This is a genomic window from Flaviramulus basaltis, from assembly GCF_900114265.1.
GTDB lineage: Bacteria > Bacteroidota > Bacteroidia > Flavobacteriales > Flavobacteriaceae > Flaviramulus > Flaviramulus basaltis.
In genome coordinates, this window is record NZ_FPKV01000001.1 from 675,053 (window position 1) to 700,171 (window position 25,119).

A 25,119-nucleotide genomic window follows, 5' to 3' on the forward strand; every position below is an offset into this window, starting at 1 on the left:
CCTTTGTCCACACTATTGTGTTTTAAAAAGATATAGCTTTGAAATTAGCTCAAGATAAATTACAAGCTCAACCCTTTTAACATCACCCAAAAAAGTCCTTTTTCGGTTTAATTTATTAAAAAAAATATGTACGTTTGCACCACTAAATTAATATAATATATATGTCGTTTTCAGATTTATTTGATAGTGGATTTAAAAAGCGTAACGAAGATCATTTTGCATCTATAGTTCGAATTGCTATGGATGATGGAATTATCTCAGAAGAAGAAAAAGCCTTTTTAGATAGATTAGCTCGCAATTTAGATATAAGCGAAGGTGATTATAAAATTATTTTAAATGATTATAAATCACACCCTATAAATCCGCCTCTTTCTTATGACCAACGTTTAGAGCGTTTGTATGATTTATCACGCATGGTTTATGTAGATCACATTAAAGGTGACCATGAAGAGCTTTTACTTAATAAAATTTCGGTAGGTTTAGGTTTTCATCCTGAAAATGTAAAATACATTGTTGATAAGGCTTTAACCTTAGTAAGCAATGGTGTGGATTTAGATACTTTTACTGATGAAATAAAACATATGAATAGATAATTACTTTCTATTTTAGATTATAAAAAATGCGAACTCTTCAGTTCGCATTTTTTTGCTAACTACTGAAATATTATAATAAAATTAACAAACTTTATTATACATTTACACTTTATAATTTAGTGCTAAATGCAAAAAATTAATTTTTTATTTTTAACGGTTTCATTAAGTTTCTTCTCTTTATTTCTATTTAAGACGGAAAGCAACTTATCTGTTAAATCTGTTAATCACTCACATGATATTAAAATTGATCAATCATACAATTCGTGTGCTATATCGATTGATAATTCTTTTGATGAAATATTAAGTTTTGATGAGCAAAAAAATCAAAACCAGATAAACTATTTAGAATCGTTTAAATCGTTAAATCGTGTTCTTGTTGAGAATAATTCTCATTATTTAAGAATCTGCCAGCTCTTCAATTTAAATTTAACTATTAAAAAAATAGTCTACCCTTTTCACTCCTTCTTGTAGCTTATTAATTTTTAACGTATTTACTATAAAACTCTTTCATTTTAAATGATTATTAGAGGGTTTTAAAAATTCAATAAAATTAATTTTAAAAAAATATACAAGATGAAAAATTCAGTAATAATAATTTCTATCTTATTAACTTTAAGCGTGTTCATTCCTTTTTTGTTATTTATATATAGTGGAACAAAAAACACATCAAACACAAAAAAACATGTAAATTCTTTAATAAAAGGCAATGGCATTGTTTATAGCCTAAAAGAAATATGGCGTAAAAACTTTATAGGTATAAGTAACGAAAACAATGTATTAACTTATATAAATTCTAACGCAGAGAAATCTACTATTAATAATATTAATATACACGATTTAAAACAGTGCAATGTTATAAAGAATTATACCAAAGAAAAAGACAAGGTTATAAGATTACAAAGCTTAGAATTAGAACTTATTTATAAATCTTCTGGTAATAAAAACTTAAGGATTCCTTTTTTTAATATTGATGAAGACTTAAGTGAAGATTATGAAATACAACGCATTGAAAAATGGCATAAATTAATTTTAAATGCCATTCATGTAGAGTCTTTAGAAAAAATAGCTTCATAAATATTGCTTTTAAATAAAAAAATGCGAACTCTAGAGTTCGCATTTTTTTATTTATATAATTTAAGCTGAATACGCTTTCGCGGAATATCTACCTCTAAAACCTTAACAATAATTTGTTGATGCAAACTAACATGTGCATTTACATCACTAACAAAACTATCGGATAAATTTGAAACATGAATTAACCCGCTTTCCTTAATTCCAACATCTACAAAACAACCAAAATTGGTAATATTGTTTACAATTCCAGGAAGTAATTGCCCTTCTTTTAAATCGTTAATAGTTTTTATGTTTTGATTAAAAGTAAATACTTTGGCTTGTTCACGAATATCTAAACCTGGTTTTTCCAATTCTTTAATAATATCTTGAAGGGTTGGTAACCCAACCGAATCTGAACAGTATTTTTTTAAATCTATCTTCTTAAGCAGGTCCGAATTCCCTATTAAATCTAAAACATTCTTACCTAAGTCTTTCGCCATTGTCTCAACAGTTTTATAACTCTCAGGATGAACTGCAGAATCATCTAACGGATTTTTAGCTTCTTTAATTCGTAAAAAGGCCGCACCCTGTTCAAAGGCTTTACCTCCTAGCCTTGGAACTTTTTTAATATCACTTCTTGAAGTAAAAACTCCATATTCATTTCTATATTCAAATATGTTTTCGGCAAGTTTTGGTCCAATTCCAGACACATAACTTAACAAACTTTTACTAGCCGTATTAATATTTACACCAACAGCATTCACACAATTTTCAACCACGCCACCTAATGCTTTTTGAAGATTTGTTTGATCTACATCATGTTGGTATTGCCCAACTCCAATAGACTTTGCATCTATTTTTACGAGTTCGGCTAAAGGATCTTGTAACCGTCTTCCAATAGAAATCGAGCCTCTTACTGTAACATCATAATCTGGAAATTCTTCTCGTGCTATTTTTGATGCTGAATATATACTAGCTCCAGCCTCACTTACGACAAAAACCTGAATATCATTTTTAAAATGAATTTTTCTAATAATAGCTTCCGTTTCGCGTGATGCTGTTCCGTTTCCAATAGCAATGGCTTCAATTTTATAAGCATCGGCCAATGAGCTTATTTTTTTCATAGCACCAGCAGCATCGCTTTTTGGTGGATGCGGATAAATAGTTTCGTTATATTTTAATTGCCCTTGTGCGTCTAAACAAACGACTTTACAACCGGTTCTAAATCCTGGATCTATGGCTAAAACACGTTTTTCACCTAAAGGCGAACCTAATAAGAGTTGCTTTAGGTTTTTTGCAAATACAGAAATAGCAGATTCATCGGCTCTATTTTTAGCAATTTGTAATGCCTCGTTACTTAATGATGGTAGCAGTAAACGTTTGTAAGCATCGGCAATAGCGAGCACTATTTGTTCTGCACACGCGTTGTTGGAACGTATAATCCGACTTTCAATTTTATCTAAAGCACGCTCATTATCAATCTCTATTTTAACTCGAATATAACCTTCACTCTCTGCTCTTAAAATGGCTAATAAACGGTGAGACGGAATTCGGGTTAGCGATTCTTCCCAATCAAAATAATCTCTAAATTTTTGTGCTTTTTCATCATCTGCTTTCGTTTTTACCACTTTCGTAGAAATCATTGCAAAACGTTCTAGCTGTTGGCGAATATTGTTTCTAACATCGCTACGTTCATTTATCCATTCTGCAATAATGTGTCGAGCACCTTCTAAAGCATCATCTACAGAAATAACATCACCTTTAACATAGTTATGAGCTATAGACTCTATATCATTAGCATTCTGGCTCATTATAATCTTAGCGAGTGGCTCTAATCCTTTTTTACGAGCAGTTTCTGCTTTGGTTTTACGGCTTTTTTTGTATGGTAGATATAAATCTTCAAGTGTTGTTAAATCTTGTGTAGCTTCTATTTTTTGTTTTAATTCTGAAGTTAAAACATTTTGCTCTTCCAATGCTTTTAGAATAGCTATTTTACGTTTTTCTAAAGCCTCAAATAGTTCTTTATATTTTACAATTTCTCCAATTTGTACCTCATCTAAATTTCCTGTACGTTCTTTTCTATAACGAGATATAAAAGGAATTGTACAATCTTCATTTAAAAGCTGAATTGTGTTTTTAACTCCAGATTCTGGTAACTGAGTTTGTTTAGTAATATATTTTACAATCATAAAAAAATGCCTTATAAATATAATTTTATAAGGCATCTAATATATTTAACTCGAATTGAATTCTCGAATTTTTAAGCTAATTTTTTAGTTTTGTCCAACTTCCATTTTAGCTTCTTTAATCATTTTATCATTAGGAACAATAGCCACATTAACTCTACGGTTTTTTGCTCTTCCTTCTGCTGTACTATTATCGTTCATAGGCTGTGCTTCACCAAACCAATTTGTAGTGAACCTACTATTACTTAAACCCATACCTGTAAGATAATTAGTAACTGCATAAGCTCTGTTTTTTGATAATGTCATATTACTTTCTTCAGAACCAACACTATCAGTATGTCCAACAACTAAAATATTTGTGTCTGGGTATTCTTTAAATACACCTGCTAGTTTATTTAGTGTTTCTTGAGAAGCATTATTAACATTATACTTTGCAGTGTCAAAATATACACCACTATTTTCATCAAAGGTTACAACAATACCATCATCAACACGTTCAACTTGTGCTCCTGGTATTTCTTCTTCAATTTTTTGAGCTTGTTTATCCATTTTATTACCAATTAGCACACCTGCTCCACCGCCAATAACACCGCCAATAACAGCTCCTAATTCTCCATTACCACCTTTACCTACATTATTACCAATAATGGCTCCTAATATAGCACCTCCAGTAGCGCCAATAACCGCTCCTTTTTGTTTATTGTTTGCATTTTGTACAGATTTGCATTTTGTAAAACTCATTACAGTTACAAATGCTAATAATAAAATTCCTGTTTTTTTTATAATTGATTTCATAGTCTATATTTATTTTTTAATAAAATTCATACTCATAGTAAACGAACTACCTGCTACACTTACTGCTTGTTGCCATTGCATTGACGTTTCTGATAATGCTGTTAAACTTAATCTGAAACCTTGATTTGTTTCAGAATTATATTTTTCATCTGTTGGCTTTAATAAAAAATCATAAAGTCCTGTTGTTGCATCAATTTCTTGAATAGTGAATATAAAATGTCTTTGATCTAATGAACAATCCATACCATTAAGCGTATAAATACCCGTGTTATTATTTGGTATAAATTTCCATGTACTACCTTCAAAACAATCGCTTGAGGCATCATTAAATAAGATTGAATTATAGCTTCCGCCTTGATTGTATTCTATTGAGGTTAATGTCCAATCACCTTTAATAACTTTTTTGGAATCTCTAACTGTTTTTGATGCTCCGCAAGACATTATAGTAATAGTAAGAAGTAATAAGAGTATTCGTTTCATAAGTTTATTTTTTAATGTTAGTCAAATTTACCACAAGTATGTGGACAAGCTTAGTGTTATTGATTAAAAAACTAATCCATTTACTAGATTAGATACTTTATATTTACGAGAAATGTTTAGCTTTTGGACTTATAAGTATGCCTAAATAAAAGTTATTTTTAGATTATGTAGCTTTTGAAGAAATTATGCTACTTTTTTAATCAAATCAAAACAAGGGCATTTTTTACACCGTTTGTTTTCGCCTTTTTTAAATTTTTTGCAACAACTAGTTTTTACTTTTTCGGGAAAATCAATTCCTAATTTTCGTAATTTTTTTATTGCCTTTTTTTGTTTCTTTTTTCCCAAGAGAAATTGCTTATAAGAATATAAGTGACAAAAATACTTATTTTTATTAAATCTAAATAAGATTAAATGTTAAAGTTATTCAGCTCTACCCATTGAAGCTGAGCTAACTGTTAAGTTTACTATATCTCTATCAAATAAATACAACCCTCCTTTATCATTACCAATAAGGTTAATTTTATCTAGTATAGTTCTAGCTACAGCTTCTTCTTCTATTTGCTCTGAAACGTACCATTGCAAGAAATTATGAGTTGCATAATCTCTTTCTTCTAGAGAAATATGAACAAGTTTATTAATGCTCTCTGAAACAAAAACTTCATGATCAAAAAGTTTTTCAAACATTTCTTTAAAGGAATTAAAAGTAACATTAGGCGCTTTTAATTGCGAAATCTGTGCATGTCCGCCACGTTCGTTAACAAACTTAACCAGTTTAAGCATATGGTCGCGTTCTTCATCTGATTGTTGATACATAAATCCAGCAACACCTTCTAGACCTTTAACCTCTGCCCAACATGCCATTGCTAAATATATTTGAGACGACTCTGCTTCTATTCTAATTTGATCGTTTAATGCTTTTTCTATAGATTTTGATAACATATCTTTAGGTTTTAAGGTAAAGTTACAGATTTTTTATGTGTTTTTAAACACTAAAAAATATTCCTTTTAACTTTTTAAAGTATTGCTAATCTTTAAACTTTTTTAAGATGTAAGTTTTAGTTTTTGGAATATAATTACCTAGAATAAAATAATCTTTATACTTAAAAATAGTTTTTGCTTCATTTAGATTATCTGGTTCCTCATGATTCTTTATTTTATCGAAAATATTATCCTCTATTTCGCCTTTTATATGTTGATATCTTGAGTCTAACAAAGACTTAAATTGTACAGATTTTGTATTAGAATATGAGTTATAAGCAAAAAAAGTTGGATTAAAAAAAACATTAGCAGAACCTATAGTCGCTAAAGGAAAACCTCCAAAACCTCCCATTGGCATCATCATACCTCCTCCTTTTATTTCTTTTTTACTTCCTAAAGTAACAACATGATTATCATTATGGCTATATGCAGAAACTCCAATATCTGCTGAGTTTACTTTTCTTAAAAACTTTTGAGAACCTTCTAATTCTCTATAATTGTCATAAAATCCACCTTCCTGAATAATAGGTGTGTTTTTAAAAGTTATCGAATCTTTGTCATTAATTGTAAATCTTTTTAATAGTTTTCCTGAATTATAATTTTCTATATTTAGAACTAAAACACTTTTGGTTGCTGTTGTAGTAAATAAAATAGAATCATTTATAAAAGAATTACTTTGCTTTTCTGAATGCTTAAGGTTTTCAAGTGGTTTTTTAAATAACTTTACATTGTAGCTGTAATTATTAATAGGGTCTATGGTTAGAATTTGAGTTATATCCCTGTTATTATCAAAAGTGAATACAAGTTTGTCATTTCTAGTATAAAGCTTAGTTTCTTCAGACGTTATTTCAATCGAACTAGGAGAATCACCATCAATTTTTTGCACATCACTACTTTTTATTCCTCCATTACTTTTAACAGTAAATAGATTATATAACGATACCTTTTTGTTTTTTCTGTTTAAAAAGCTTTCAGATGTTAAATTTAATTTAAACGGCTCATTAAATTTAATCCCATCAGAAGTGTAAAAATTCAATGTAGACGTCTCTTTAATAATTGTTATTAAATAAAATATATTATTAATAGTTACCGTTTGTACAAATCTTTCATATAACCCTTTAGGTTCAAATTCATTTATACTAGAACTTTTATCATCGAAAGAAAAACTTATTGCAGCATATTTATTGTTATTCTTATTAGTTAAATATAAATTATAATTTGTACTATCTTTAATGCTGTACCCTATAAGTTTACTATATTTTCTTCTTTTATCTTCTGAAGTTAGTTTATTAACTACTTCTAATCTATTATTAAGTAAATAACCATAAACCTCTTTTGGAGTCATAAAAAACAAAGCTAAATCATCTGTGGTTTCATTTACTACAGGAATAACTTCTTTTGTTAAGAATTTAGGGTCACTAATATCATTTTTAAATTCTGATATTTTTTCTTGAGAAAATATATTTGTGAAAGAGCAAATTAGGATAAGAATACTGAATCTTATTTTCATTAAAGTTTAGTTTTTGATAAATATAAGATTCTTTTTCTTAACTTACATGTAAACCATTTGCTACATTAGAATCATCCGGATTTACAAATACTAATTTTCCTTCTGCTGTTTCTGTCATTAAAATCATACCTTCACTATCAACACCTCGCAACGCTCTTGGTGCTAAATTTACTAACACGGTTACTTTTTTACCAACAACTTCTTCTGGTGTAAAACTTTCAGCTATGCCAGAAACTATTGTACGCACATCAATACCTGTATCTACTTTCAAAACCAATAATTTTTTTGCTTTTGGCATTTTTTCAGCTTCTAAAATGGTTCCTACGCGAATATCTAGTTTTATAAAATCATCAAAAGTAATGGTGTCTTTTTGTGGTTCAATTTTTTTATTAGCAGCTTCATTAGCTTTTTTACTTGCTTCTAATTTATCGAGCTGTTTTTGAATAGCTTCATCCTCAATTTTAGAAAACAATAGTTCTGCTTTTCCTATTTGGTGATTAGCAGGAATTAAAATATCTTTTGTTGATATATCATTCCATGAATTTTCTGTGTAAAGAAGAATACCTTTTAGTTTTTTAGAAGTAAATGGCAAAAACGGCTCACTTAAAGTGGCTAAAGCACTTGCTATTTGAAGTGCAACAAACATGATGGTTTTTGTACGTTCTTCATCTACTTTAATTTCCTTCCAAGGCTCTGCATCAGCTAAATATTTGTTTCCTAATCTAGCCAAATTCATTAATTCTTGTCCCGCCTCTCTAAATCGATAACGTTCTATAGAACTTGCTATAACATCTGGGTAAGCTTTTACAGTCGCTAAAGTCTCATCATCTACTTCTGAAAACTCAGCAGGTTGTGGAACAACACCTTCATAATACTTGTTGGTTAAAACCACTACGCGGTTTATAAAATTACCAAAAATAGCGACTAATTCATTGTTATTTCTTGCTTGAAAATCTTTCCAAGTAAAATCGTTATCCTTTGTTTCTGGTGCACTCGCATTTAAAACATAACGCAAAACATCTTGCTGACCTGGAAACTCTTCTAAATATTCATGCAACCAAACCGCCCAGTTTTTAGAGGTTGATAATTTATTGCCTTCTAAATTTAAAAACTCGTTTGCAGGCACATTATCTGGTAAAATATAACTGCCTTCTGCTTTTAACATGGCTGGAAAAATAATACAGTGAAATACAATATTATCTTTACCTATAAAATGCACTAATTTAGTGTCTTTATCTTTCCAATAAGGTTCCCAATCTTTCCCTTCGCGTTGTGCCCATTCTTTAGTTGATGAAATATAGCCAATAGGCGCATCAAACCAAACGTAAAGCACTTTGCCTTCGCCACCTTCCACTGGTACAGGAATTCCCCAATCTAAATCTCGGGTTACTGCACGTGGCCGTAAACCATCATCAATCCAAGATTTTACTTGTCCGTAAACATTAGGTTTCCAATCTTTTTTATGTCCTTTTAAAATCCATTCTTTTAAAAATGCTTCGTGCTTATCTAAAGGTAAAAACCAGTGTTTTGTTTCTTTTAAAGTCGGCGTATTTCCTGTTAAAGCAGATTTTGGATTTATTAAATCTGTTGCGTTATGACTTGTTCCACAGTTTTCACATTGATCGCCATAACTTTCTTCATTACCACATTTAGGACAAGTTCCAATAACAAAACGATCTGCTAAAAATTGATTTGCCTCTTCGTCGTATAATTGCTCGGTGACTTCTTCAATAAATTCTCCTTTATCATATAAGGTCTTAAAAAACTCTGAAGCTGTTTCATGATGAATATTAGCGGTTGTACGCGAATAATTATCATAAGAAATTCCGAAATCCTCAAACGATTTTTTAATTATAGCATGATATTTATCTACAATATCTTGTGGTGTAACACCTTCTTTTTTTGCTTTTATTGTAATTGGCACACCGTGCTCATCACTACCACCAATAAGTGCTACATCGTTTCCTGTTAATCGCAAATAGCGCGCATAAATATCGGCAGGCACATAAACACCAGCTAAATGACCAATATGAATAGGCCCGTTAGTGTAAGGAAGTGCAGTAGTAATAGTATATCTTTTTGGTGTGTTCATTGTAATTCTCTAATTGGGTTGTCATTGCGGAAATTTTGATAAAAATTGTAACAATCTGTTAAATTTTAAAAGATTACTACGTTGCTGAGTTCCTCGTAATGACGTTACGTTTTATAAAGCCGTAAAAGTACACATTTTGGCTACGATTTAGAAAAAAAATGTACATTTACATTATGTCAAGAACCCTAATAACATTAAGCTTATGTTGTGTTGTTTTCATCTTTGGAAGAAACACAGTTTGTGCGCAAAATTTAAGCTTACAAAAACAAGAAATAGTTTTGATACAACCACCATACTTAAAAGCAGGCGATACTGTTGCTATTGTAGCACCATCAGGTGTTTTAAAAAATAGAACTACAGAAGTTGAACAAGCTAAAGATTTACTTAAAAGTTGGGGGCTTCATGCTGTTGTTGGAAAACATGTTTTTAGTCAGGCAAACCATTTTGCAGGAACTGATGACGAACGCTGTGAAGATTTTCAAAACGCCTTAGATGACCCTAAAATTAGTGCCATTTGGTGTGCTCGTGGTGGTTATGGAACAGTTCGAATTTTAGATAAATTAAATTATACTAAATTTAAACAAAACCCGAAATGGCTTATTGGGTATTCTGATATTACTGCGCTTCACAATCAAATACATAACAATGGAGTTGAAAGTATTCATGCCATGATGTGCACCAGTTTACAAGACGATATGAGTACCATTGAAGAAACTGTTTCAACATTTAAAGATGCCATATTTGGTAAATCTTTAAGCTATACCTTAGAAGGTTCTGATTACAACAAAATTGGAACAGCTTCCGGGCAACTTGTAGGTGGCAATTTAACCATGCTACATACTATGTTGGGTTCAAAAACGAGTATAAACACTTCTGGTAAAATTTTATTTATAGAAGAAATTGGCGAATACAAATACCACATAGATCGCATGCTTCAAAGCTTAAAACGTGCTGGATATTTTGATAATTGTAAAGGCGTTATTATAGGTGATATGAGTAAAATGAGAACAAACACAACCCTTTGGGGAACATCTATTGAGCAACTTGTTTTAGATGCTTTAGCTGATTATAATTTTCCAATTGCTTTTAATATGCATGCAGGCCACGAAAAAGATAATCGTGCTATGATGTTGGGTCGAACTATTGATTTAACTGTTGCTAAAGATAAATCTACAATTGTTTTTGATAAATAAAACGACTAAAATCTTCGCTCCTTTTGCAACTGCTCATAAGCCGCTTGCACTTGTCTAAACTTTTCTTCAGCCCCTTTTTGGTGTTCTTTCCCTAAGTGAATTACTTTATCTGGATGGTATTTTTTAGCCATAGTTCTGTACGCTTTTTTAACTTCATCATCCGTAGCATTTTTATCAATTTCTAAAACTTTATAAGCATTATCGCTACTGTTATAAAACATGGCTTTAATACTTTCATAATCACGAGAACTTATTCCTAAATAACCAGCAATAGTATAAATTTGACGTTCTTCATCTTCGGTTACAGTACCATCAGCTTTGGCAATGCCAAATAGAAAATGCATTAATTGTAAACGTGATGGATGATCCATCATTTGTCTAATTTGTAAACAAACTTGTCTGGTAGAAATATTATCTTGGTTGTTTATCCCTTTAAATAATTTAAATGCATGGTTTGCACGTTCTTTGCCATACATATTTACAAATTGTTGTCGCACAAAATCCAATTCTCGCTGATCTTGAATACCATCCGCTTTTATAACTATAGATGCTAAAACAAGAAGGCTCACTTCAAAATCGCCAGATTGAGTTTGTGGGCGCTGTTCTGGTCTTGTTCTATAAGTTGTTCGGCCACCTTGTTGTGGCTGTCCTTGTCCTAAAAACGGGCTATTATTTCCGTTTGTCATTGCATCAACCATGCTACCTAATGCCAACCCAATTATCGCTCCTATTGGGCCACCAAACGACCACCCTAAAGCACCACCTATCCATTTTGAAAAACTCATGTAAGTATAAATTTTGTTTATCGTCAAATATAATATTTGTTAGTTGATTGCATCGTCTTTTTGTTACACAATTGGTATCTTTGCAGTCTAAAATGTTAATTATTAAAATTTAAAAATATGTATCCAGCAGAATTAGTAAAACCAATGCGTGAAGATTTAACGAAAGTTGGTTTTGAAGAATTACATACAGCCGAAGCGGTTGATGCTGCTTTAGCAAAAGAAGGAACTACATTAGTAGTGGTAAATTCAGTTTGTGGTTGTGCTGCAGCTAATGCGCGCCCAGGGGCTAGAATGAGTTTACAAAACGCTAAAAGACCAGATAACATCGTTACTGTTTTTGCAGGTGTGGATAAAGAAGCTGTTGACGCAGCTCGTGGTCACATGGTGCCATTTCCTCCAAGTTCTCCAAGTATGGCATTATTTAAAAATGGTGAATTGGTACACATGCTAGAGCGCCATCATATTGAAGGTCGTCCTGCAGAATTAATAGCAGAAAATTTAGTTGATGCTTTTAATGAGCATTGTTAAGATTAATTTCTTAAAATAAACAGAAAAAAACCACGACTAAAATCGTGGTTTTTTTTTTATTTTTGAAGCATGCAAAAAATACTAGCTTATCCTTTAACTATAATTTATTTCCTGTGTTTTTTTTTAACACTGATTATATTTCATGCAATCCAATGGTTTTGTTTTAATGTTTTAGGCTATCAAGCTCATAAAAAAAGTGTTGATTGGTTGCAGTTTTTTATAATGAGATGTTTAAATATTTTAGGCACACGTTTTACCTTTAACAATCCACATCAAATAGATACAAATCAGCCACTTATTATTGTTGCTAACCATCAAAGTATGTACGACATATCTCCTATTATGTGGTATATGCGCAAACACCATCCTAAATTTATAAGTAAAATAGAATTAGGCAAAGGCATTCCTAGTGTATCATACAATTTACGTCATGGAGGCTCCGTTTTAATTGATAGAAAAAATCCAAGACAAGCCTTACCTGCAATTATGAAGTTTGGTGAATATATTGAAGCAAATAAACGTGCCGCTGTTATTTTTCCAGAAGGCACACGAAGTAAAAACGGTGAACCCAAACCATTTCAAACAAAAGGGTTAGAAGTTTTATTTAAAAAAATACCATCTGCTTTAGTCGTTCCTATTTCCATAAACAATTCATGGAAAACACTAAAATACGGTAAATTTCCAATGGGCATCGGTAGTCATATTACTTTTACCGTACATAAGCCTTTAAAATTAGCTACCTTTGCAAATAAGCAAGAGCTTATAAATAGTATTGAAACCACTATAAAGGAACATATACACCCGTAAAACCTATTTATGTCGTTAAAGAATGTACGATTAGAAGTGATGCAGTTTTTGGAAAAAGACGTAGAATCTCTTATAGAAAAATACCTTATCCCAATAGAAAAAATATGGCAACCAACAGATTTTTTGCCTAATTCTGAAAGTGACTCTTTTTTTGAAGAAGTGCGCGAAATACGTGAACTTTCAAAAGAATTACCTTATGATTTCTGGGTGGTTTTAGTAGGCGATATGATTACTGAAGAAGCATTACCAACTTACGAGTCATGGCTTATGGATGTTGAAGGTGTAGATCAAGTTGACAAACAAAATAGCTGGGGAAAATGGGTTCGCCATTGGACAGGTGAAGAAAACAGACATGGTGATGTGCTTAATAAATACCTTTATCTTTCTGGACGTGTAAACATGCGTGAAATTGAAAAAACAACCCAGTACTTAATTGCTGATGGTTTTGATATTGGCACAGATAGAGATCCATATAAAAACTTTGTTTATACCAGTTTTCAAGAGTTAGCAACCTATATTTCTCATAACAGAGTTGCTAAAATGGCTAAGAAAAAAGGCAATAAACAACTAGCTAAAATGTGCCAGATTATTTCTGGTGACGAAATGCGTCATCACCATGCTTATTCTGAGTTTGTAGAGCGTATTTTTAAAGTAGATCCTAGTCAAATGATGATGGCTTTTTATGATATGATGAAACTTAAAATTGCAATGCCTGCACATTTTTTAAGAGAATCTGGAGATAAAATTGGTAGTGCTTTTGAAGAATTTTCAAATACCGCACAACGTATTGGAGTTTATACCTCTAATGATTATGTAGATATTTTAGATAAACTTATAAAGCGTTGGGAAATTGATAAAATAACCAACCTTACAGACGAAGCCGAAAAAGCAAGAGATTATTTAATGAAACTTCCAACAAGAATGTATCGTTTGTCGGAACGCATTAAAATACCAGAAAATTCGTTTCAGTTTAAATGGGTAGAACCTGCTATTATAAAATAAATTAACAATATTATATCTTTATAAATTCCTTTCAAACCGAAAGGAATTTATATTTTTATACTCTTATGTCTTCAGAAAAAATAATAAATAAAACTATTGTATTTGTAAAAGAAACCCTTGCCAATGCAGAAGGTGGACACGATTGGTTTCATATTCAAAGAGTTTATAATAACGCTTTACTCATCTCTAAAAATGAGAACGTAAATCTATTTGTTGTTTCGCTTGGTGCTTTACTTCATGATATTGCCGATAGCAAATTTCATGATGGAGACGAAACTGTTGGGCCTAAAACAGCTCGCGAGTTTTTATTTAAGTTAAATGTAGATTCATCAACAATAGAACACGTTGTGAGTATTATTGAAAACATTTCTTTTAAAGGTGGAAATGAGAATCAAAAATTTAAATCTCCCGAATTAGATGTTGTACAAGATGCAGACCGTTTAGATGCCATCGGCGCTATTGGTATTGCACGATGCTTTAATTATGGTGGTTTTAAAAACAGACAACTTTACAATCCTGATATTAAACCTAATCTTAATATGAGTAAAGCTGAATACAAAAATTCAAATGCACCAACTATCAATCATTTTTACGAAAAATTATTGCTTTTAAAAGATAGAATGAATACTAAAACAGGCACAAAAATAGCGAACGAACGCCATAACTTTATGCTACAGTTTTTAGATGAGTTTTATAAAGAGTGGAATGGTAAAAACTAAATTACTGAATAATAAGCTTTATTTCCTTTCTATAATTTGAAGCGCTTTTACCTGTTACTTCATTAAACTGCTTGTTGAAATGCGAGAAATTGTTAAATCCGCATTCAAAACAAATATCGGCAATACTCATTTGGCTTTCATTCAAAAGTTTTGTAGCATGCACCACCCTGTATTCGTTTACTAATTGCGTAAACGTTTTTCCTGTAGTTTTCTTGAAATATCGGCAAAATGCAGGCACAGTCATACTTACTTTATCTGAAATCTCATCTAAAGTAATATGTTCCTGAAAATTAGCATTGACATACTTATATATAATATTGATTTTATCGCTGTCTTGCGGATTCGTTTCTAACGCAATTCCGTCTGCATTTAATATAGTATAATCGCTTGTTGTGGCTAAATAATCTAATATTTCTAGAAACTTTAAAACACGTTTTAATCCGTCTCGCTCTAAAAGTTTTTCAATTTTAGGACCAATTTTTTGCTTTGTTTCAATACCGAATTTAATTCCTTTTTTTGCTCTATCAAATAATGATGAAACATTTACCATTTCTGGAACCCCAATAAACTCAGTTCCTAAAAAATCAGACTTAAATTGTACTATGGTTTCTGTTCCAATAGCTGTTAGTCTATCTGTAAATCCATTGTGCGGCAAATTGGCACCAATTAGTATAAGTTGGCTATTATTAAAATAAGACAAGTGATTACCAATATGTGTTTTTCCTTGTCCTTTATTTACGTAAACTAATTCTATCTCTGGGTGAAAATGCCAAAAGGCATTGTTCTTATCTACCTTTTCTACGTGCTGTCTTACTAGGATTGAACTACCAAAACTTGGACTTAGTTTCTCTAATGTAGGTTTTTTTATAATCATCTCTGGGCATATAATGCAAAGTTACTACATATTGTTATGACAATATGTATTTTTTTGCCACAATTATGTGTTATTTTGTCTTAACAAGAAGTTAACATTTATTTAACGGTTAATTTAGCATATAAATAAGTCAAAATTGATGTTTTCCAAACCCTCTTTCTAATATATATTTGTAGTGTTAAACATTATTAAATCTAGATCATGTATAATCTAAATAAAAATAATCAAAAACACAATTGTGGTAGTCGTGTTTTAGGTTTTTAGATTAAGTGATTAAAATATACTCTCAAGAGTGACAATATTCATTAATAATTAGTTTAATGTCTTATTTAGTTTAGTTGGTAAAAGTGAGCTGTGGTGGCTCACTTTTTTTTGTGCCATATTTTTAACTATAAACCTTTATTATTAAAAATTATACTCAATTAACATGCAAATGCTCTATATTAATTTAATACTAATTTGATGTAATAATAACAGATAAAATAGCACATAAATTAATCAATATCAATGTTTTACAAACTAAAATACCAACATATATTTGTAGTGTTGAACGTTAAAAAAAACCAAATCATGAAAAATTTAATTAAACACACAAAAAAAGGATTCTTAATGGTAACTATGTTTGCTACCTTATTAAGTTTCGCAAATGAAAATTCATTTTTTACAATAAAAAATGACGCTAAAAAAACAGTACTCATATTAAAAAATGTGAAAGAAGGTAACCTATTATCTATTATAGATAATAATGGTATAATTTTATATAAAGAACTTATTGAACAAAATGGTGTATATTCTAAAGGATTTGATTTAACATCGCTTCCTGATGGTAAATACATTTTTGAATTAGATAAGGATATACAAATTGACACTATTCCTTTTACTGTAACATCTAACAATGTTGTTTTTAGTAAAGCAGAAGAAAAAACAATTTTTAAACCTTACACTAGAGTTAAAGGAAACATGCTTTATATTACAAAACTAGCATTAAATGAAGAGCCTTTAAAAATTGATATTTATTTTTCAAACGCTATTGATTCTAAACTTATGTATTCAGAAAAAATAGAAGGAACAAAAAACATTCAAAAAGTTTACAGATTATCTGGTTTAGAACAAGGTAACTACAAAGTAGTTATGAAAACTGAAGGAAAAACATTTACAAAAAATATTTAATTCCCAATATTTAAATTTAATTTTTGCTAGAAAAAGTGGGTTATTTTAAACCCACTTTTTTATTTTAAAAAAGTTTTAACTGCCCATCTTTGAATTGCTCATGTAATTCTGTGTTTAATTTTGGCTTTCTTTTGTCCTTAAAATATTTTAATCTTCCTAATTTAACAAGATTATTAATCTGTTCTGCAATCTTACCTTCTCCATTCATTCTTGTTTTATAGCGTGAATCATTTAAAGTACCACCGTGACAACTTTCTATTTGATGCAATACTTTATCAGCTCTATCAGGCATTGTTTTTTTAATCCAATCAGAAAAAATTTCACCAATTGCACCATTAAGTCTAACAATAGTATGGCCTATTGATAACGCACCATTATCTGAAGCTGCTTTTGCTAATGGTAAAATTTCATGACTATTAATTGATGGAATTATAGGTGCCAACATCACATTTACTGGAATTTTATTTTCACTCAAAACCTTTACAGTTTCCAAACGTTTTTTTATTGAAGCTGTTCTTGGTTCTAAAATACGTCTGGTATTTTCAGACAATGAGGTAATAGATATATTTACACTTATTAAACTGTCTTTTGTTAAGGCTTCTAAAAGATCTAAATCTCTAAGAATTAATGCGTTTTTTGTAATTATAGAAACTGGATGTTTATACTTTAAAAAAACCTCCAAACATTGTCGAGTAATTTCAAATTCTTTTTCGGCGGGTTGATAGCAATCTGTATTTCCAGACATCACTATTGGATGTGCTTTCCAACTTTTCTTTTTTAATAAAGCTTCTAATAGTTTTGGCGAATCTTTTTTTACTAAAATGCGACGTTCAAAATCTAAACCAGCACTGTAACCCCAATATTCATGGGTGTTTCTAGCATAGCAATAAATACACCCGTGTTCGCAACCTTGATAAGAATTCATTGAGTATTGCATGCCAACATCTGGGCTTTCAACTTTATTGACAATTGTTTTTGGAAAAACAGGTAAATAAAGTGTTTTGTTTTTATCGACTTGCTCGTCTTCTTTTTGACAGAATTCTAAAAAATCGTCACGCATTTCATGACTTAATTGAAAGAAACGATTATGCACATTAAGTTGTGCTCCTCGTCCTTTTATGGTAGATTTTGGGTTCATTACAGTAAAACTAAAGGTTTTTGCTTTTGAGTAGCTCTTTAAAATTACTTATAATTTGCTTTTAAAAATGTTAAAATCAAAATGGGTTATTAACAAAAATCTGAATTATAAAAAAATGCCAAATAGTTTATATTTGGCATTTTTACTCAATATGAAAAAGAATTTACACCTCGCTACCACCCGAGGCTTAATATTTTTAATTAAGATTAATTATTGAAATATCTTCTTTTTTACTTTTATTTTTAAATCTATATGTAATACCAAAATTGATTAAATAATCTGCAAAAGCAGCATCTCCTTGTCTTTCTGTTCCTGTTTGCTGTTCGGTTTCAATATCTGTAACACTTTGTGGCCTCTCTCTTCTAACAGCTATTGGAACATTTAAGTTTAATGATATATTATCTTTCATAAAGGCAATTCCTGGGTCAATAGAAAGCACGTTTCCTGGTCTTCTAAATCCATCACTTTTTCCAATAACATCTTCTACAGGAATACCTTCAAACCTACCACCTAATGAAGCTGATAATGTTTGAGAAAGTGAATAGCTAAAACCACCACGCACTGAAAACTGATCGGTTACAGACATTATTGATTCGTTTTCTAGAATTGGACTTAATGTTTCCCTAAATGTTCTTATTCCATTTTTATTTCTTGGGTTAAATAAATAGAATCCACTTAAATAAGAATATAGCCCAGTGCTTACTTTTTGGTAAAATTGAAAATCTAGTGTAAAACCAAATCCGCCATCACCTGGTTGTATTGATTGGTCCACAGGGCGAATTTGAGGCTCACCGTTTGTTCCAACATTGTAAAATATATCCGTAGCGTTAAAATTTCCAGTTGGTAATTTAAGACCAAAGCCCATTGCTAAATTTCCGTTCATATGAGTTTCTGAATTAAAAAGCCAATAGCCTACACCCAATCTTACATCTCCAATACCTCTAGAAAACGATAAATGCCTTTCTGTTCTACCATGCTCATATAAAGAAGATCTAGTATTTATAACTGATGGAATCGTTATTCCTGCATACAATCGATCGGTTATACCATAATTTAATGTAAAGTCCCATGAATGAGAGTTATTTATAACTTCAGTGTTATTTGACACTCTATCAGGCTCTTCTTCTGTTCCTCTAAAGTGTCTAAAGGATTTAAAATATCGATAATTCATGCCTAACTGAAAATCGCCAGGTTGAAGCAGATTACTATCTAAATTATTACCTACACTACAAGAAAAATGTCTGATTGCTACACAACCTTGAGCCAGCATACTGTTTGTTGTTAAACAAAACAATATTAAAATTGCAACTCTTATTAAATGTATTCTCATATTTAGTTTTGCCTCTATATTGAACAAGAAGCATATTGCTAAAGTAGTTGAACACCTTATTGGTTTGTTTCAACAAAAAGTTAAAAACATTAATGAAAGATTAAGAAAATTAATAAAGTATTAATATGAGTTTAGAAGGAGTTTTTTTAGTATTATAGTATGATATTTAGAAATGAAAAGAAGATCTGTTTATATAGTCATATTTATTGTAGCCATTCTTGGTTTGTTTTTTATTCAATATAAATACCTGAAAATTGGCGTTAGTTTGGCTACTGTTCAATTTAAAAAAAACATAGATGTTGCAAGTAAAAATATTAAAAATGATTTGGCAGATGAAAATCAATTAACTTTTTTAGTTGGGAAAGCCATAACAAATGATGATACTAATTTTAAATTAAGTATTGATAGTATTCAAGATGCTTCAAAATACTTTCTTAAAGATTTTATAAGCTACAGACTAAAACTTAATGGAATTGACACTGATTTTTCATATAGATTAATTGCTAAAGACAGTAGCTTTTCACTAAAATCGCCTAATCAATTTAACACTAGCGAAAACCTACTTACGTTCCCAATACAATTGAAAGGTTACTTACCAGAAACAGCAGGTAAAGACACCCTTTTAGAACTACAATTCAAAAATATAAACTCATATCTTTTATCTCAATTAAATGGGCTCACCATACCAAGTTTGCTGTTTATGCTTATTATTATAATTATTTTTATTTGGTTTTTAAGATCTATTTACTGGCAAAGACAAGTAATTACAACAACAAACTCTTTTATAAATAACCTAACACATGAGCTTAAAACCCCTGTGTTTTCAATAAATCTAGCATCAAAGATGTTAGAAAAAGATTTAGACACAACAAAAAAACCTCTTTTAAAAATTATTAGGCAACAAACAGAGCGATTAAACAAACATATTGATAAGGTTTTAGAATTAGGGAAACTGGAGTTTCAGCCAAAATTGTTTAATTTAAAAAAAACAGACTTCAAACCTAATTTAATTGAAATTTGCCAAAATTTTGAAACACTTTCTAACCTCAACAATATTACGTTTACTTATAACTTAGAAGAGGGTAGTTTCTTAATTAAATCTGAAATTAATCATTTAGAAAATGCTATCAGTAATATTTTAGATAACGCTCAAAAATACTCAGAAAACCCAATTATAAAGTTAAATGCTTCTAAACATAAAAATCAATTACTAATTAGTATTTCAGATAACGGCGTTGGTATAAATAAAAAAGATAAGGATCTCATATTTAAAAAATATTACAGAGTTTCTAACGAAGATGTACACAAGGTAAAAGGTTATGGACTTGGTTTAAGCTACGTAAAAGAAGTCGTAAAAAAACATAAAGGAAAAGTAAAAATAGATAGCAACGTTGGAGTTGGCACAATTGTTACTATTTTTATTCCGTTAATTCATGAAAAATAATAAGCAAAATATAATCCTTATTGAAGATGACCCAACTTTGGGTTATTTACTTACTGAGTATTTAAAAATGAACAATTTTGAAATATCTTGGGCAAAAACTGGTGTTGATTGTTTAAAAATGTTAGAAATGAACATTTACGATTTAGCCATTTTAGATGTTATGCTCCCAGATACAAATGGATTTGATTTAGCCACAAAAATTAAAAACTTACACCCTAATTTACCATTTATATTTTTAACTGCCAGATCGTTAAAAATTGATGTTTTAAAAGGTTTTTCAGCAGGTGCAATTGATTATTTAAAAAAACCGATTGATGAAGAAGAATTGGTTGTTAGAATTAAAACTCTACTTTTTAGATTAGAAAGTCCAAAACAAAAAACAGATAATGATGACACCTATAAATTAGGCACTTATGTGTTTAACACATTAAAACAAGAGCTTATTTATAATGACCAAAAAACGGATTTAACAAACAGAGAAACCCAGTTATTATTATACTTAGTAAATCATAAAAATAACCTTTGCACTCACAAAGATATTTTAACAACTTTATGGGGTGAAAATGATTACTTCAACAAAAAAAGCCTGAATGTTTTTATAACGCATTTGCGTAAATATTTAAAAAACGACTCTTCTCTAAAAATAGAAAACATTCACAACCGTGGGTTTATATTAAGAATTGACGATTAGTGATTTGTGTTTAGTGTTAAACTTGACTTTACCATAAAAAAACGATAACTTCGTTAAACACTTGTGATACAGAATGTTAAAACAATTCTTTATTAATTAGTTGTTGTAACATATTAAAAAAGCAACAATATGTCAAAAATCAGGAAATCATCCCTAGAAATAGGTAAAGAAGAATTTTAAAAAATTGGATATCAATTAATTGATGATATTTCTGATTTTATTGAATCAATAGATCGAAAACCTGTTATTCCAAATGAAAGCCCGAGCCAATTACAGCAGCTATTAGGTAATGCTTCCACCTGCTACTGAGCTAATTACTAAAGCAACTGATTTATTATTCAATCATTCCTTACTTAATGGACATCCTAAATTTTTTGGGTATATTACTTCTTCAGCGGCTCCGATTGGCACATTGGCAGATTTACTGGCGTCATCAGTCAATCCAAATGTTGGCGCACATATTTTAAGCCCAATAGCTACTGAAATTGAAAAAAAACCATTAAATGGTTATCTGAATTTATAGGTGTCTCACCAAACCATGGAGGCATATTGGTTAGTGGTGGTAATATGGCAAATTTCACTGCATTTTTAGCCGCCAGAACAGCGAAAGCACCTAAGAATATTAAAGAAGATGGGATTTCAAACTATTCAGAAAAACTTACTATTTATTGTCCCAAATCGACACATTCCTGGATTGAAAAAGCTGCCATTCTATTTGGATTAGGCACAAAGTCTGTAAGTTGGAAACCACAATAAAAAAAGATCTAAAAAATAACTGCAAACCAATAATGGTAATTGGCACAGCAGGTGATGTAAGCACGGGAGCTGTTGATGATTTGAATGCTATAGCAAGTATTTGCAAAAAATACGATTTGTGGTTTCATATTGATGGTGCTTATGGCACTCCTGCCGCTGTTATTCCAAAACTCAGTTATTTATTTGATGGCATTAAAGAAGCCGATTCTATTGCTCTAGATCCACACAAATGGTTATACAGCCCAATTGAAGCAGGTTGTACATTAGTAAAAAACCTTCAACATTTAATTGATACTTATAGCTCACATCCAGAATATTATAACTTTAGTAACACTGAAGACGAGATAGCTCTAAATTTTTATGAATATGGATTTCAAAACTCACGAGGTTTTAGGGCTTTAAAAGTATGGCTAACATTACAACAAATAGGAAGAAGTGGCTACGAAAAATTAATTAGTGAAGACATAGAACTCTCAGAAATGTTATATAACCTAGCTAAAAAACATCCTGAATTGGAAGCTATTTTTCAAAATTTAAGCATTACTACTTTTAGATATATTCCTTTAGACACCACTAAAAGTAAAGATTTTATAAATGAATTAAATAAAAATTTATTGAATATGCTTTAGACTGGAGGAGAAGTTTTTTTGTCAAATGCCATTGTTTCTGAAAAGTATTGCTGGAAAGCTTGTATAGTGAATTTTAGAACTTCCCAAAAAGATATTGAAGAAATTATTGAAATAATAATAAGAGAGGGAAGAAAAGTTTATTTAAAACTTTCTCAGAAATTAAAATAGATAATTAGTCAAATGTATTTAATATTAAACTTCTCTTTATAAAAATTAAGACATTTATATAAATGCAGTTAGACGAAATTTGAACAAAAAACACTGAGTTTAATAACTAATTTAGTTTACAACTCTAAAGTTCTTTCTCTATGTTCAACAGCCCATTCTACCATAACATCTAAAACACTGTGAAATGTTTTTCCAGATTCTGTTAATTCATATTCAACAGTAACTGGAGTTGTATTATAAACTGTGCGTTCAACAACACCATTGTTCTCCAAATCTTTCAACTCCTTAGATAGCATTCTTGGAGAAATTTTATCAATATTTCGTTCTAATTCTTTAAAACGTTTTTTTCCATACATTAAACTTCCAATTATAGGTAGTTTCCATTTTCCGTTAATTACATTTAATGTGTCATTAAGAGCCAGAACATATTGTACTGAACATCTTTTTACTTCATCTATTTGATTTATTATTTCCATATGTTTTTATTTACACTATACTTTTGTATACTACTATACAAAGGTATAATACTTACTTATGTATATCAAATATATGTATTTTTGTTTTACAATTCTAAAAATATATAAAAATGAGTTTAATAGAAGATCTAAATTGGCGTTATGCTACAAAAAAAATGAATGGGAATATTGTTCCTCAAGAAAAATTAGAATACATATTAGAAGCCGCTAGATTAGCACCCTCATCGTCAGGATTACAACCATATCAAATATTTGTAATATCTAATAAAGATTTACAAGAAAAAATAAAACCTATAGCTTTCGACCAAAGTCAAATTATTGATGCTTCGCATATAATGATATTTGCCGCTTGGGATGGTTATACATTAGAAAAAATAGAAAAAGTATTCAATAAAACTATGGAAGAAAGAGGCCTTCCAAATGATACAATGGATGCATACAAAAATCAACTTTGGAGTATGTATGAGCCGCTAGGACAGGAATGGCAAGCAAACCACGCCGCAAAACAAACTTACATTTCTTTAGGAATGGCAATGGCTGCAGCTGCAGAACAAAAAGTTGACGCAACTCCTATGGAAGGATTTATACCACCACAATTAGATCAATTGTTAGGTTTAGATAAACTTGGTCTAAAGAGTAGCTTAATACTTGCCTTAGGTTATAGAGAAGAAGCTAATGATTGGCTAGTTAAAATGAAGAAAGTACGCACGCCAAAAGAGGAATTTATAACTGAAATTAAATAATCGTGAAAGGAAATATATTAATTACTGGAGCAACAGGTAGTTTAGGGAAATCTGTTTTAAACAATTTATTAAAAGATTTTCCTTCAGATAAACTATCTGTGTTGGTAAGAGATGATAATAAAACAACCGAGTTTAAAAACAAAGGAGTAACAACATTTGTTGGCGATTATGATAATTACAATAGTTTAGTTTCTGCATTTAAAACCATTGATAGTTTATATTTTGTATCAGGTAGTGACATTGCTAACAGAACAAAACAGCACGAAAATGTTATAAACGCAGCAAAAGAAGCAGGAGTGAAACATATAGTTTACACAAGTTTTGTTCGTGAAAATGAAACACAAAACTCTCCTATTGCTACAGTGGCTGAAGCACATTTAAAAACTGAAAAATGGTTAAAAAACTCAGGTATTGATTATACTATTTTAAAGCATACAATTTACATGGATTTTATTCCAATGTTTTTGGGTGAGCAAATGTTAGATACTGGCGTTGCATATTTACCTGCTGGTGATGGAAAAAATTCTTTTGTCACCCGTAATGATATGGCAGAAGTTGGCGCAAAAATTCTTACTTCATTAGAAGATCACAAGAATAAAGAATACGATATTATTAATGAAAACACTATTGGTTTTAAAGATATAGCATCTCAAATATCAGAAATTACTGGAAAACAAATTCAATACGTTTCACCAAGTCAAAAAGAATATATAGAAACATTAACAAAAGCAGGAGTTCCACAAGAGTATATTGGTGTTTTTGCTGGTTTTTCTGAAGCTTTTAAACAAGAAGAATTTATTAAAACAGGAACTACGATAAAAGCATTAATAGGTAGAAAACCAACAAATATAAAAGAATTTTTAACTCAAGCATATTCAAAAAAACAATAAAGAGTTAGAATGTTTTGAAAAACTTAAGGAATTTAGATTAACCATAATTTTAGCAGAATGAAGTATTATAAGTTTTAATTTTATAAGAA

General features: G+C 30.3%; 25 protein-coding genes and 1 pseudogene. 14 read left to right on the forward strand and 12 right to left on the reverse strand.

Annotated features, from left to right (window positions below):
• Positions 1–161: 161 nt before the first annotated feature.
• Positions 162–593: a tellurite resistance TerB family protein gene (locus BT151_RS03085; protein ID WP_072400284.1), complete on the forward strand. Its 432-nt coding sequence runs from the start codon at positions 162–164 to the stop codon at positions 591–593.
• A gap of 573 nt (positions 594–1,166) precedes the next feature.
• On the forward strand, positions 1,167–1,667 hold the full coding sequence (locus tag BT151_RS03090) for a hypothetical protein (protein WP_072400285.1): 501 nt from the start codon (positions 1,167–1,169) through the stop codon (positions 1,665–1,667).
• 47 nt (positions 1,668–1,714) lie between these two features.
• Here BT151_RS03090 and BT151_RS03095 read toward each other — a convergent pair whose 3' ends face one another.
• From BT151_RS03095 to metG, 7 genes are all read right to left on the reverse strand, one after another.
• Positions 1,715–3,835 carry a Tex family protein gene (locus BT151_RS03095; protein ID WP_072400286.1) on the reverse strand — a complete coding sequence of 707 codons (2,121 nt, stop codon included), beginning with the start codon at positions 3,833–3,835 and terminating at the stop codon, positions 1,715–1,717.
• Between the two features lie 84 nt (positions 3,836–3,919).
• A complete protein-coding gene (locus tag BT151_RS03100) occupies positions 3,920–4,627 on the reverse strand; it encodes a YiaD family glycine zipper/OmpA-like lipoprotein (RefSeq protein ID WP_072400287.1) in 708 nt (235 codons plus the stop codon).
• 9 nt (positions 4,628–4,636) lie between these two features.
• Positions 4,637–5,107, reverse strand: a complete 471-nt coding sequence (locus BT151_RS03105) for a lipocalin family protein (RefSeq protein WP_072400288.1) — start codon at positions 5,105–5,107, stop codon at positions 4,637–4,639.
• A 183-nt stretch (positions 5,108–5,290) separates the two neighbouring features.
• Positions 5,291–5,452, reverse strand: coding sequence for a hypothetical protein (locus BT151_RS18555; protein ID WP_171946601.1), 162 nt, complete (start codon positions 5,450–5,452; stop codon positions 5,291–5,293).
• 75 nt (positions 5,453–5,527) lie between these two features.
• Positions 5,528–6,046, reverse strand: a complete 519-nt coding sequence (locus BT151_RS03110) for a ferritin (protein ID WP_072400289.1) — start codon at positions 6,044–6,046, stop codon at positions 5,528–5,530.
• 85 nt (positions 6,047–6,131) lie between these two features.
• Positions 6,132–7,595, reverse strand: coding sequence for a hypothetical protein (locus BT151_RS03115; RefSeq protein WP_072400290.1), 1,464 nt, complete (start codon positions 7,593–7,595; stop codon positions 6,132–6,134).
• A 37-nt stretch (positions 7,596–7,632) separates the two neighbouring features.
• Positions 7,633–9,687: a methionine--tRNA ligase gene (gene metG / locus BT151_RS03120; protein ID WP_072400291.1), complete on the reverse strand. Its 2,055-nt coding sequence runs from the start codon at positions 9,685–9,687 to the stop codon at positions 7,633–7,635.
• A 173-nt stretch (positions 9,688–9,860) separates the two neighbouring features.
• Between metG and BT151_RS03125 the strand changes: the two genes are divergently transcribed.
• The gene (locus BT151_RS03125) at positions 9,861–10,880 is read left to right on the forward strand and encodes a S66 peptidase family protein (RefSeq protein WP_084647847.1); all 1,020 of its coding nucleotides are present in this window, start codon (positions 9,861–9,863) and stop codon (positions 10,878–10,880) included.
• A gap of 5 nt (positions 10,881–10,885) precedes the next feature.
• On the opposite strand, the gene BT151_RS03130 is transcribed toward BT151_RS03125, so the two are convergent.
• Positions 10,886–11,665 carry a TerB family tellurite resistance protein gene (locus BT151_RS03130; protein ID WP_072400292.1) on the reverse strand — a complete coding sequence of 260 codons (780 nt, stop codon included), beginning with the start codon at positions 11,663–11,665 and terminating at the stop codon, positions 10,886–10,888.
• Between the two features lie 117 nt (positions 11,666–11,782).
• On the opposite strand from BT151_RS03130, the gene BT151_RS03135 reads away from it, so the two are divergent.
• From BT151_RS03135 to BT151_RS03150, 4 genes are all read left to right on the forward strand, one after another.
• Positions 11,783–12,193 (forward strand): BrxA/BrxB family bacilliredoxin, encoded by a 411-nt coding sequence (locus BT151_RS03135; protein ID WP_072400293.1) that lies wholly within the window; start codon positions 11,783–11,785, stop codon positions 12,191–12,193.
• A 69-nt stretch (positions 12,194–12,262) separates the two neighbouring features.
• Positions 12,263–13,000: a lysophospholipid acyltransferase family protein gene (locus BT151_RS03140; protein ID WP_072400294.1), complete on the forward strand. Its 738-nt coding sequence runs from the start codon at positions 12,263–12,265 to the stop codon at positions 12,998–13,000.
• 9 nt (positions 13,001–13,009) lie between these two features.
• Positions 13,010–14,002 (forward strand): acyl-ACP desaturase, encoded by a 993-nt coding sequence (locus BT151_RS03145; RefSeq protein WP_072400295.1) that lies wholly within the window; start codon positions 13,010–13,012, stop codon positions 14,000–14,002.
• 65 nt (positions 14,003–14,067) lie between these two features.
• Entirely contained in the window at positions 14,068–14,721 is a 654-nt protein-coding gene (locus BT151_RS03150) for an HD domain-containing protein (protein ID WP_072400296.1), read from the forward strand.
• Between the two features lies 1 nt (position 14,722).
• On the opposite strand, the gene BT151_RS03155 is transcribed toward BT151_RS03150, so the two are convergent.
• The gene (locus tag BT151_RS03155) at positions 14,723–15,595 is read right to left on the reverse strand and encodes an AraC family transcriptional regulator (RefSeq protein WP_072400297.1); all 873 of its coding nucleotides are present in this window, start codon (positions 15,593–15,595) and stop codon (positions 14,723–14,725) included.
• A gap of 570 nt (positions 15,596–16,165) precedes the next feature.
• Between BT151_RS03155 and BT151_RS03160 the strand changes: the two genes are divergently transcribed.
• Positions 16,166–16,765: a hypothetical protein gene (locus BT151_RS03160; protein WP_072400298.1), complete on the forward strand. Its 600-nt coding sequence runs from the start codon at positions 16,166–16,168 to the stop codon at positions 16,763–16,765.
• 64 nt (positions 16,766–16,829) lie between these two features.
• Here the strand turns inward: BT151_RS03160 and BT151_RS03165 are convergent, their stop codons facing one another.
• Positions 16,830–17,903 carry a PA0069 family radical SAM protein gene (locus BT151_RS03165; protein ID WP_072400299.1) on the reverse strand — a complete coding sequence of 358 codons (1,074 nt, stop codon included), beginning with the start codon at positions 17,901–17,903 and terminating at the stop codon, positions 16,830–16,832.
• A 196-nt stretch (positions 17,904–18,099) separates the two neighbouring features.
• A complete protein-coding gene (locus BT151_RS03170; protein ID WP_072400300.1) occupies positions 18,100–19,233 on the reverse strand; it encodes a protein involved in meta-pathway of phenol degradation in 1,134 nt (377 codons plus the stop codon).
• 172 nt (positions 19,234–19,405) lie between these two features.
• Between BT151_RS03170 and BT151_RS03175 the strand changes: the two genes are divergently transcribed.
• The 4 genes and pseudogenes from BT151_RS03175 to BT151_RS18395 all read left to right on the forward strand — a co-directional run bounded on the left by BT151_RS03175 (position 19,406) and on the right by BT151_RS18395 (position 22,753).
• Positions 19,406–20,677, forward strand: coding sequence for a sensor histidine kinase (locus BT151_RS03175; protein WP_072400301.1), 1,272 nt, complete (start codon positions 19,406–19,408; stop codon positions 20,675–20,677).
• Positions 20,667–21,368 (forward strand): response regulator transcription factor, encoded by a 702-nt coding sequence (locus BT151_RS03180; protein WP_072400302.1) that lies wholly within the window; start codon positions 20,667–20,669, stop codon positions 21,366–21,368. Before BT151_RS03175 ends, BT151_RS03180 begins: the two co-directional genes overlap by 11 nt.
• A 289-nt stretch (positions 21,369–21,657) precedes the next feature.
• A complete protein-coding gene (locus BT151_RS18775) occupies positions 21,658–21,891 on the forward strand; it encodes a hypothetical protein (protein ID WP_072400303.1) in 234 nt (77 codons plus the stop codon).
• A gap of 26 nt (positions 21,892–21,917) precedes the next feature.
• A pseudogene (locus BT151_RS18395) lies at positions 21,918–22,753 on the forward strand (pyridoxal phosphate-dependent decarboxylase family protein).
• Between the two features lie 284 nt (positions 22,754–23,037).
• On the opposite strand, the gene BT151_RS03200 reads toward BT151_RS18395, so the two are convergent.
• Complete coding sequence (locus BT151_RS03200; protein WP_072400306.1) at positions 23,038–23,397, reverse strand: winged helix-turn-helix transcriptional regulator; 360 nt, start codon at positions 23,395–23,397, stop codon at positions 23,038–23,040.
• A 110-nt stretch (positions 23,398–23,507) separates the two neighbouring features.
• On the opposite strand from BT151_RS03200, the gene BT151_RS03205 reads away from it, so the two are divergent.
• Complete coding sequence (locus tag BT151_RS03205) at positions 23,508–24,140, forward strand: nitroreductase family protein (protein WP_072400307.1); 633 nt, start codon at positions 23,508–23,510, stop codon at positions 24,138–24,140.
• A gap of 2 nt (positions 24,141–24,142) precedes the next feature.
• On the forward strand, positions 24,143–25,030 hold the full coding sequence (locus BT151_RS03210) for an SDR family oxidoreductase (RefSeq protein ID WP_072400308.1): 888 nt from the start codon (positions 24,143–24,145) through the stop codon (positions 25,028–25,030).
• Positions 25,031–25,119: the final 89 nt, after the last annotated feature.

Coding starts and splice junctions, on each gene's coding strand:
- BT151_RS03145 (WP_072400295.1), top strand. CDS start 13,010: ATGTCGTTAAAGAATGTACGATTAGAAGTGATGCAGTTTTTGGAAAAA.
- BT151_RS03090 (WP_072400285.1), top strand. CDS start 1,167: ATGAAAAATTCAGTAATAATAATTTCTATCTTATTAACTTTAAGCGTG.
- BT151_RS03170 (WP_072400300.1), bottom strand. CDS start 19,233: ATGAGAATACATTTAATAAGAGTTGCAATTTTAATATTGTTTTGTTTA.
- BT151_RS03130 (WP_072400292.1), bottom strand. CDS start 11,665: ATGAGTTTTTCAAAATGGATAGGTGGTGCTTTAGGGTGGTCGTTTGGT.
- BT151_RS03165 (WP_072400299.1), bottom strand. CDS start 17,903: ATGAACCCAAAATCTACCATAAAAGGACGAGGAGCACAACTTAATGTG.
- BT151_RS03175 (WP_072400301.1), top strand. CDS start 19,406: ATGAAAAGAAGATCTGTTTATATAGTCATATTTATTGTAGCCATTCTT.
- BT151_RS03150 (WP_072400296.1), top strand. CDS start 14,068: ATGTCTTCAGAAAAAATAATAAATAAAACTATTGTATTTGTAAAAGAA.
- BT151_RS03200 (WP_072400306.1), bottom strand. CDS start 23,397: ATGGAAATAATAAATCAAATAGATGAAGTAAAAAGATGTTCAGTACAA.
- BT151_RS03085 (WP_072400284.1), top strand. CDS start 162: ATGTCGTTTTCAGATTTATTTGATAGTGGATTTAAAAAGCGTAACGAA.
- BT151_RS03160 (WP_072400298.1), top strand. CDS start 16,166: ATGAAAAATTTAATTAAACACACAAAAAAAGGATTCTTAATGGTAACT.
- BT151_RS03105 (WP_072400288.1), bottom strand. CDS start 5,107: ATGAAACGAATACTCTTATTACTTCTTACTATTACTATAATGTCTTGC.
- BT151_RS03155 (WP_072400297.1), bottom strand. CDS start 15,595: ATGATTATAAAAAAACCTACATTAGAGAAACTAAGTCCAAGTTTTGGT.
- BT151_RS03115 (WP_072400290.1), bottom strand. CDS start 7,595: ATGAAAATAAGATTCAGTATTCTTATCCTAATTTGCTCTTTCACAAAT.
- BT151_RS03140 (WP_072400294.1), top strand. CDS start 12,263: ATGCAAAAAATACTAGCTTATCCTTTAACTATAATTTATTTCCTGTGT.
- BT151_RS03180 (WP_072400302.1), top strand. CDS start 20,667: ATGAAAAATAATAAGCAAAATATAATCCTTATTGAAGATGACCCAACT.
- BT151_RS03125 (WP_084647847.1), top strand. CDS start 9,861: ATGTCAAGAACCCTAATAACATTAAGCTTATGTTGTGTTGTTTTCATC.
- BT151_RS03135 (WP_072400293.1), top strand. CDS start 11,783: ATGTATCCAGCAGAATTAGTAAAACCAATGCGTGAAGATTTAACGAAA.
- BT151_RS03095 (WP_072400286.1), bottom strand. CDS start 3,835: ATGATTGTAAAATATATTACTAAACAAACTCAGTTACCAGAATCTGGA.
- BT151_RS18775 (WP_072400303.1), top strand. CDS start 21,658: ATGCTTCCACCTGCTACTGAGCTAATTACTAAAGCAACTGATTTATTA.
- BT151_RS03205 (WP_072400307.1), top strand. CDS start 23,508: ATGAGTTTAATAGAAGATCTAAATTGGCGTTATGCTACAAAAAAAATG.
- BT151_RS03110 (WP_072400289.1), bottom strand. CDS start 6,046: ATGTTATCAAAATCTATAGAAAAAGCATTAAACGATCAAATTAGAATA.
- BT151_RS03100 (WP_072400287.1), bottom strand. CDS start 4,627: ATGAAATCAATTATAAAAAAAACAGGAATTTTATTATTAGCATTTGTA.
- metG (WP_072400291.1), bottom strand. CDS start 9,687: ATGAACACACCAAAAAGATATACTATTACTACTGCACTTCCTTACACT.